The organism is Bradyrhizobium sp., from assembly GCF_050014615.1.
Taxonomy (GTDB): Bacteria; Pseudomonadota; Alphaproteobacteria; order Rhizobiales; family Xanthobacteraceae; genus Bradyrhizobium.
Window position 1 is genome coordinate 25,965 of the sequence record NZ_JBEKCZ010000102.1, and the last position, 8,361, is coordinate 34,325.

Sequence of the window (8,361 nt, forward strand, 5' to 3'; positions counted from 1 at the left end):
GTCATGCGGGTAGGTTCGCGCAAGCCGACTCTACGTCGCCTCTGCGCGCGCCGAAACCTGTCCGATGACGCTTTATGCGGCAAGTGTTATACGGCAAGTCGCGCGCGGGAACAGCGCGTTCAGGTCTCGATCACGGCGAGGACCTGTCCCTCGGCCACCACATCATCGAGGCTGACCAGGATCGATTTCAGTTTTCCCGCGGCCGGGGCGGCGACAGGAATCTCCATCTTCATCGCTTCGACGAACGCAATGTCGTCACCTTCGCTGAGGCTTGCTCCGATTTCGACCGGAAGCGCGCAAACGCGCCCCGCCACTTCGGTCACGATCTTGATGTCAGGCATTCCGCTCTCCGGGACAACCGCCGCGCGCGACCGAATGCGCACCTGTTCAGGGGCGGGCGCCCCCGGCTTCCAGTTGTGGCCGCAGATTGCCTGAGGTAGTTTGTTCTGCAAGTGGAATTTTATTCCATATGGCGGAATAGCGGGTGCGGGATGGGACGACGTTCGGAGCGGCTCAGTAAGCAGGGAATGCTCGCCAGCGATCTTGCAGGGGAGGGCGATGTCATTCAGGTGGTGTCGCGCGCCTTCGACGTCTTGCGCTGCTTCGAGGGCCATGAGGCGCGGCTCGGCAATCTGGAAATTTCCAATCGCTGCGGACTGCCGCGATCGACGGTCTCGCGCCTGACCCACACGCTGACCCGGATGGGACAGCTGGTTTATCTGCCGCGCGACCAGAAATACCGGATCGGGCCGAGCGCGGTCGCGATGAGCACCGCGATGATGCGGGGCTTGCAGTTGCGCAACCTGATCCGGCTGCGGCTGCAGGATGTCGCCGAACAATTGCCCGGTACCGTCGGATTCGTGATCCCGGATCGCTTCGATCTCGTCTATCTCGAATATGCCCGGGCCGCCAACGCGATCGGCATGCACTCCAGCACCGGCAGCCGCATTGCGATGACCAGCACCGCGGCAGGTCATGCCTATACCGCCGCGCTCGACGACGATGTCGGCGACGCCCTGATGGCGGAAATGGAGCGCGACATTCCCGATGACGCCAAATTGCTGCGGCCGCGTCTTGCGGCCAATCGCGGCTTCCTGCGCGAACACGGCTATGTCGTCGCCTGTGGGCTGTGGAGCCCGCATATCAACGGTCTCGGGGTGCCGCTATGGTCGCCGCAATACCAGACCTTCGTCGTGGTCACGATCGGCCTGTTGTCCGCGATGTATGACGAGAAGCGGCTGCACACCGAAGTGGCGCCGCGGCTTCTGGAACTGAGTGCCGCGATCGGCAGCCTGCTGGAAGGCGCCGACGGGGATATCTTCAGCGATCGCATCGAGAGCAAAGCGCTGCCGGTACCCGCGCCTAACAAGAACAAGACCAAGACCATCAAGACGGAGGATACGAATGAACTGGAAGCCGGAACTCGACGACCTCGCCCGGCGCGAAGCGTTCGCGCGCGAGATGGGAGGCGTTGACAAGGTCAAGCGGCAACGCGACCAGGGCCGGCTCACCGTTCGCGAGCGCATCGACAAACTGGTCGATCAGACAAGCTTCCACGAGATCGGCGCGATTTCCGGCAGTGCCGAATATGACGACAACGGCGAACTCACCCATCTGACGCCCGCCAATTGCGTGTTCGGCCGCGGCAAGATCGCCGGTCGCCCGGTGGTCGTGGTCGGCGACGATTTCACCGTGCGCGGCGGCTCCGCCGATGCCTCGATCTCGGCGAAGCCGCTGATGGCCGAGGAAATGGCGCATGACTTCCGCCTGCCGATCATCCGGGTGATCGAAGGCTCCGGCGGCGGCGGCTCGGTGAAAACCATCGAAACCAAAGGCGCCGCCAATCTGCCGGGCGGCATCGGTGGCACCCGCTGGTATTGGTACACGACCGCGAACATGGCCCGCGTTCCGGTGGTGGGTCTCGGCCTCGGTTCGGTGGCGGGGCTCGGCGCGGCGCGGCTGGCGGCCAGCCATTATTCGGTGATGACCAAGAGCTCGGCGATGTTCGTCGCCGGTCCGCCGGTCGTGAAACGCCTTGGCCAGGATCTCACCAAGCAGGAGCTCGGCGGCGCCGATATCCAGACCCGTGCCGGCGGCGTCGATCATGCCGTCGATACCGAGGAGGAAGCGTTCGCCTGCGCCAGGCGTTTCCTGTCTTATCTGCCGTCGTCGGTCTACGAATTGCCGCCGACGATTCCCTGCGACGATGATCCGGAGCGCGCCGAGGAATCGCTGATGAAGGCGGTGCCGCGCAACCGCCGTCAGGTCTACAAGATGCGCCCGATCATCGACGCGGTGGTCGACAAGGGTTCGTTCTTCGAGATGGGCGCCAATTTCGGGCGCTCGATCATTACGGGGTTTGCGCGGCTGGAAGGCCGCGCCGTATTGTTGTTGGCCAGCGATCCCTTTCACTACGGCGGATCGTGGACCGCGGAAGCGTGCCAGAAGGTGGTGCGGTTCGTCGATCTTGCCGAGACCTTCCATCTGCCGGTGGTCTATCTGATGGATTGTCCGGGCTTCATGATCGGGCTTGATGCCGAGAAGGCGGCCACCATCCGCCACGGCGTGCGCGCGATGGCCGCGGTCAACCAGACCACCGTGCCCTGGTGCACCATCATCGTGCGCAATTCCTTCGGCGTCGCCGGCGTCGTGCATCAGCCGGCGGACCGGTTCTCGCTGCGTTATGCCTGGCCATCGGCCTATTGGGGGTCGCTGCCGCTGGAAGGCGGTATCGAGGCGGCCTACCGCGCCGACATCGATGCGGCGGACGATCCGAAAGCCAAGCTGAAGGAGATCGAGGATCGCCTCAACAAACTGCGCTCGCCGTTCCGCTCGGCAGAAAAATTCTGGGTCGAGGAGATCATCGATCCGCGCAAGACCCGCTCGCTGCTGTGTGAATTCGCGCGATTGGCCGAACCGATCCGCACACCGGGCCCGGCGACGAATATGACGATCCGGCCGTAGGGGGCAAATAACGGGCAGTGAGCAGATGTAGGGTGGGCAAAGCGAAGCGTGCCCACCATCAGCTAGAATCGTTAGAGATGGTGGGCACGGCGCAGACGCGCCTTTGCCCACCGAGGCGGTTGCTTTCACGCCGCCGCCGGTTTCGGCGGCCGCGAGATCGTCAGCGTCAGCGATGCCGCGATGATGCAGAGCGCGCCGGCGGCGAAGAACGCCGGCAGGTAGCTCAACAGCAGCGTCCGCGATAGACCAGCGCCGAACGCCGCGGTGCCGGCGCCGAGTTGATGGCCGGCGAAAATCCAGCCGAACACCAGATTGGCGCGCTCCGGTCCGAATCGTTGCGCGGTGAGCCGCACCGTCGGCGGTACCGTGGCGATCCAGTCGAGGCCATAGAACATCGCAAACAGCGACAGGCCGTAGAATGTGAAATTGCTGAACGGCAGGAACAGCAGCGACAGGCCGCGCAGCCCGTAATACCAGAACAACAGCCAGCGATTGTCGTAACGGTCCGACAGCCAGCCCGATCCGATGGTGCCGAAGAAGTCGAAGATGCCCATCGCGGCGAGCAGGCTCGCGGCCTGAACCTGCGGAATGCCGAAATCGAGGCACATCGGAATCAGATGCACCTGGATCAGGCCATTGGTGCTGGCGCCGCAGATGAAGAACGTCGCGAACAGAATCCAGAATACTCTTGTCCTGGCGGCGTCGCGCAGCGCGCCGAGCGCCGCCGCCATGATCGGCGCGGTGTTGGGAGGCGGCGCCGGCAGCGGCTGCGTGCCTTCGTCGCCGAACGGTCGCAGTCCAAGGTCGCTGGGACGATCGCGCATGATCATCAGCACCGCAAAGGCCGCGACGCCGAGCATCACGCAGATCAGCCCGAGCGCGATCCGCCAGCCATAGCGTTCGGTGAGGCTGGCCAGCAGGGGCAGGAATACCAGCTGTCCGGTGGCGACGCTGGCGGTGAGAATGCCGACCACCAGCCCGCGCCGCGCCGCGAACCAGCGTGCGGCGATGGTCGCGCCGAGCACCAGCGCGGTCATCCCGGTGCCGATGCCGATCACCACGCCCCACAGCAGCATCAGCTGCCAGACCTTGGTCATCGCCAGCGACATCACCAGCGCGGAGGCCACGATCAGCAACGCCGACAGCGTTACATTGCGCAGGCCGTAGCGATTGAGCAGCGCGGCGGCGAACGGTGCCATCAGGCCGAACAGGATGAAGCGGATCGACAGCGCCGACGAAATCTCCGCGGTGGTCCAGCCGAATTCATGTTGCAGCGGCACGATGAAGACGCCGGGCGCGCCGACCGTACCGGCGGTGATCAGCGCGGTGAGAAATGTCACGCCGACCATCACCCAGCCATAATGGATATTGCGGCGGGCGAGCGCGGCGGACAGCCAGTTGGAGATCATGAAACTTCCTTGCCGGAATTCCGGATGACGATGAGGTGGGATAGGTCAGGCGCTGGTCTTTGAGGTTCGCTTGACCGTGGCGATCCTACACGATCGGACGTCTGTCTGAAATGACATGCTTCCCTCAATTTAGGACATATCAGTCCGGCCCCTAATGAACGATGCGTTCCACCGCGATGGCTGTCGCTTCGCCACCGCCGATGCAGAGCGCGGCCACGCCACGTTTCAGATTGTGCGCTTCGAGTGCATGCAGCAGCGTGACGATCAGGCGGGCGCCGGTCGCGCCGATGGGATGGCCGAGCGCGCAGGCGCCGCCATTGATGTTGAGCTTCTCGCGCGGGATTGCGAGATCGCGCTGCGCCGCCATCGCCACCACTGCGAACGCCTCGTTGATCTCGAACAGATCGACATCGCCGACGCTCCAGCCGACCTTGTCGAGCAGCTTGCGGATCGCCGGGATCGGCGCGGTGGTGAACCATTGCGGTTCCTGGCTGTGGGTGGCGTGACCTTTGATTTCGGCCAGAACAGGCAGACCATCGCGGTCGGCGAGAGAACGTTTGGCGAGAATCAGCGCCGCGGCGCCGTCGGCATTCGCCGACGAAGCCGCCGGCGTAATGGTGCCGTTGGCGCGGAATGCCGGCTTCAAGCCCGGAATTTTGGCGGGATCGACCTTCAGCGGAATCTCGTCATTGCCGATCGTGCGCGGACCGGCCTTTTCCGCCACATTGATGGGCACGATTTCGGCCTTGAACGCGCCGCCCTCGACCGCCTTGCGCGCGCGCGTCAGCGTCTCCATCGCATAGGCGTCCTGGGCACCGCGGGTGAACTGGTAGGCCTCCGCGGTGGCTTCGCCGAAATCGCCCATCGAGCGCCCGGCCTCGTAGGCATCTTCGAGGCCGTCGAGGAACATGTGGTCGATGATCCGGTCATGCCCGGCGCGGTAGCCGCCGCGTGCCTTGGCCAGGAGGTACGGCGCGTTGGTCATGCTCTCCATGCCGCCGGACACGACGATGGCGGCGGAGCCGGCATTGATGATGTCATGCGCCAGCATGGTGGCTTTCATCCCGGAGCCGCAGACCTTGTTGATGGTGGTGGCCCCCGTCGCATCCGGCAGTCCGGCGCCGCGCGCGGCCTGCCGTGCCGGAGCCTGGCCCTGTCCGGCCGGCAGCACGCAGCCCATGAATACTTCGTCGATCCGCTCCGGCGCGAGCTTTGCGCGCTCGACCGCCGCGCCGATCACATGGGAACCAAGTCTGTGGGCGCTGAAGGACGACAGATCGCCCATGAATTTGCCAAGCGGCGAGCGGGCGGCGGAAACGATGACAACCGGATCGGAAGCTGTGGCCATGACGGGGCTCCTCAGGGCTCAAGTTCGGGCAGAGCGCTTTTGAATGACATACATCATATGATGCGCTGCGGAATTTGCAACGGCGGGCCGGATAAATTATCGTGAGGTGACCTCAGCGCTTGCGGTCGACAAAGCCCTGCATCAGCCGCTGCGGCTCGCCGGTCAGGAACGATTGCCCGAACACGCCGATGCTGAGGTTGACGGATTCCTTCAGCGGCAGTTCTTCCCATTGCCGGATCAGGTCTTTCTGCGCGCGCAGGGCTTGCGGCGCGCATTCCAGCAGAGCCGCCACGGTCTTTTCGACCGCGGCATCGAGCCCACCCGGCGGCGCGACCACGTCGACCAGCCCCCAGGCCAATGCGGTGGGGGCGTCGATATTCTCGGCGGTCATCAAGAGCCAGCGGGCCCGGCCCCAGCCGATCAGCCGCGGCAACAACGCGGCATGGATCACGCTGGGAATGCCGACGCGAACTTCGGGCATGCCGAATTTGGCATCGTGCGCCGCGACCCGGAAGTCGCAGGCGGCGGCCACTTCGAGCCCGCCGCCGAGGCACCAGCCGGGCATCCGGGCGATTACCGGCCCCGGAAACGCGCGCACCGCCTCGCAGAGATCGCGCAGGCCGGTGATGAATGTCTCGGCCGAGGCCTGGTCAAGCCCGACCATTTCCTTGATGTCGGCGCCGCCGATCATGCTCTTTTCGCTCTGGCCGGCGATCACCAGTACGCGGATCTGCCGCTCCGCCGCCAGTGCTTCCAGCCCTTCGCGCACCCCTTTGATCACGGCCGATCCGAGGATATTGAGCGAGCCGGCGTTGCAGATCGTCAGGCGGACGACGCCGCGCGGGTCGCGGTCGACGCCGCAAAAGGGATTGAGCATGTGCATGAAGGTCTCGCCAAAAGTCAGGGGGTATCACGTCGGGTGGTTGTACCACATCCCGGATAAAACCCCGGCCTTGTCAAGGCCTGTGGAACATGCGATCTCACGACGGGGACACGCATCAACGAAATAAAATACAGCTTTCCGCGGCGGCGGATGTTATTATATGACCTCAAACATCCTATAGGACCGCCGATGCGATACTCCAGGGAACACAAGCTCGAGACCCACGCGCGGATCGTGAAGAAGGCCTCGGTTCGGCTTCGCGAGAAGGGCGCGCATGGCATCGGCGTCGCCGACCTGATGAAGGACGCAGGATTGACCCATGGCGGGTTCTACGCCCATTTCGATTCCCGGGAAGCGCTGGTGATCGAGGCGTTTGCCCATGCGATGGACCGCTCGACCGAGCGCTGGCGCAAACTGGCGGAGCAGACCCCGCCACAGAAGCGTCTCGCCTCCATCGTGAATTCCTATCTGACGCCGGTTCACCGCGACGATCCCGGCCACGGCTGCGCGGTACCGACGCTGGGCGCCGAAATCGCCCGCGAGAGCCCGAAAACCCGAAAGGCGTTTGCGGCCAAATTGGAGCAGATGATCGATATGCTCGCCGAACAGATTCCGGACGTGCCGCGCAAGGCCGCGCGCAAGCAGGCGATGGCGATCCTTTCGACCATGATGGGGGCGCTGGTGATGGCGCGCATCGCCGGCAGCAGCGATTTTTCCGACGATATCCTCGGCGCCGGGCGCGAGGCCGTGCTGGGCCGGGCGACGTCGCCAAAAGCCGGGAAACCCAGGGCCAGAAAAGCCGCCCCGTCAGCGCCGCATTAAGCGGTACTTGAAGTGGTTCCTAGAGCGGTTCTTGCCACTGACGCATTCGACGTTGGTCGTAGAGCGCCGGAAACGCCGCAAAGCCGGCAATTTCGCAAATCCGCTGCGCGCTGAAAAACCTTTCCAAACGCCGTAAAGACTGCAAGATGCCGCCAAAATCGGCACTTGTCAGGCTCTTGCTGGCTAAGCTCTTGGAGGAACGCATGCGTACCATCGGACATTTCATCGGCGGCCGCGAGGTCAAGGGCACATCGGGCAGGTTCGCGGACGTGTTTGAACCGATGACCGGCGACGTCCAGGCCAAGGTGGCGCTGGCTTCCAAGGCCGAACTGCGCGCCGCGGTCGAAAATGCCAGTGCCGCGCAGCCGGAGTGGGGCGCGACCAATCCGCAGCGCCGCGCCCGCGTGATGATGAAGTTCCTCGAACTGGCGCAGCGCGACTACGACAAGCTCGCTGATCTGTTGGCCCGCGAGCATGGCAAGACTGTTCCCGACGCGCGCGGCGACATTCAGCGCGGCCTCGAAGTGGTCGAGTTCGCCTGCGGCATTCCGCATCTGATGAAGGGCGAATACACCGAAGGCGCCGGTCCCGGCATCGATATCTATTCGATGCGGCAACCCCTGGGCGTGGTCGCCGGCATTACCCCGTTCAATTTCCCGGCCATGATCCCGATGTGGAAATTCGCGCCCGCGATTGCCTGCGGCAATGCCTTTATCCTCAAGCCGTCGGAGCGCGATCCCGGCGTGCCGATGGCATTGGCGGCGCTGATGATCGAGGCGGGATTGCCGCCGGGCATCCTCAATGTCGTCAACGGCGACAAGGAAGCGGTCGACGCCATCCTTGACGATCCCGATATCCGCGCCGTCGGCTTTGTCGGCTCCTCGCCGATCGCGCAATATATCTACGAGCGTGCCGCGGCCACCGGCAAGCGCGCG

9 protein-coding genes are annotated in these 8,361 nt (G+C 64.3%); 4 read left to right on the forward strand and 5 right to left on the reverse strand.

What is annotated here, in order from left to right; genetic code table 11:
- Positions 1 to 119 precede the first annotated feature (119 nt).
- Positions 120 to 341, reverse strand: a complete 222-nt coding sequence (locus ABR948_RS17270) for an acyl-CoA carboxylase biotin carboxyl carrier protein subunit (RefSeq protein ID WP_428120017.1) — start codon at positions 339 to 341, stop codon at positions 120 to 122.
- 150 nt (positions 342 to 491) lie between these two features.
- On the opposite strand from ABR948_RS17270, the gene ABR948_RS17275 reads away from it, so the two are divergent.
- Positions 492 to 1,475 (forward strand): IclR family transcriptional regulator, encoded by a 984-nt coding sequence (locus tag ABR948_RS17275; protein ID WP_428120019.1) that lies wholly within the window; start codon positions 492 to 494, stop codon positions 1,473 to 1,475.
- Positions 1,405 to 2,964, forward strand: coding sequence for an acyl-CoA carboxylase subunit beta (locus ABR948_RS17280; RefSeq protein ID WP_428120021.1), 1,560 nt, complete (start codon positions 1,405 to 1,407; stop codon positions 2,962 to 2,964). Before ABR948_RS17275 ends, ABR948_RS17280 begins: the two co-directional genes overlap by 71 nt.
- Positions 2,965 to 3,089: 125 nt before the next feature.
- On the opposite strand, the gene ABR948_RS17285 is transcribed toward ABR948_RS17280, so the two are convergent.
- From ABR948_RS17285 to ABR948_RS17295, 3 genes are all read right to left on the reverse strand, one after another.
- Entirely contained in the window at positions 3,090 to 4,373 is a 1,284-nt protein-coding gene (locus ABR948_RS17285) for an MFS transporter (protein ID WP_428120023.1), read from the reverse strand.
- Positions 4,374 to 4,524: 151 nt separating this feature from the next.
- A complete protein-coding gene (locus tag ABR948_RS17290) occupies positions 4,525 to 5,721 on the reverse strand; it encodes an acetyl-CoA C-acyltransferase (protein WP_428120025.1) in 1,197 nt (398 codons plus the stop codon).
- 112 nt (positions 5,722 to 5,833) lie between these two features.
- Positions 5,834 to 6,604: an enoyl-CoA hydratase gene (locus ABR948_RS17295; protein WP_428120027.1), complete on the reverse strand. Its 771-nt coding sequence runs from the start codon at positions 6,602 to 6,604 to the stop codon at positions 5,834 to 5,836.
- Positions 6,605 to 6,793: 189 nt separating this feature from the next.
- Between ABR948_RS17295 and ABR948_RS17300 the strand changes: the two genes are divergently transcribed.
- On the forward strand, positions 6,794 to 7,426 hold the full coding sequence (locus ABR948_RS17300; protein ID WP_428120029.1) for a TetR/AcrR family transcriptional regulator: 633 nt from the start codon (positions 6,794 to 6,796) through the stop codon (positions 7,424 to 7,426).
- A 19-nt stretch (positions 7,427 to 7,445) separates the two neighbouring features.
- Here the strand turns inward: ABR948_RS17300 and ABR948_RS17305 are convergent, their stop codons facing one another.
- On the reverse strand, positions 7,446 to 7,631 hold the full coding sequence (locus ABR948_RS17305; RefSeq protein WP_428120031.1) for a hypothetical protein: 186 nt from the start codon (positions 7,629 to 7,631) through the stop codon (positions 7,446 to 7,448).
- On the opposite strand from ABR948_RS17305, the gene ABR948_RS17310 reads away from it, so the two are divergent.
- A partial coding sequence (locus ABR948_RS17310; protein WP_428120033.1) for an aldehyde dehydrogenase family protein occupies positions 7,630 to 8,361 on the forward strand: 732 nt, incomplete at its 3' end. The genes ABR948_RS17305 and ABR948_RS17310 overlap by 2 nt on opposite strands.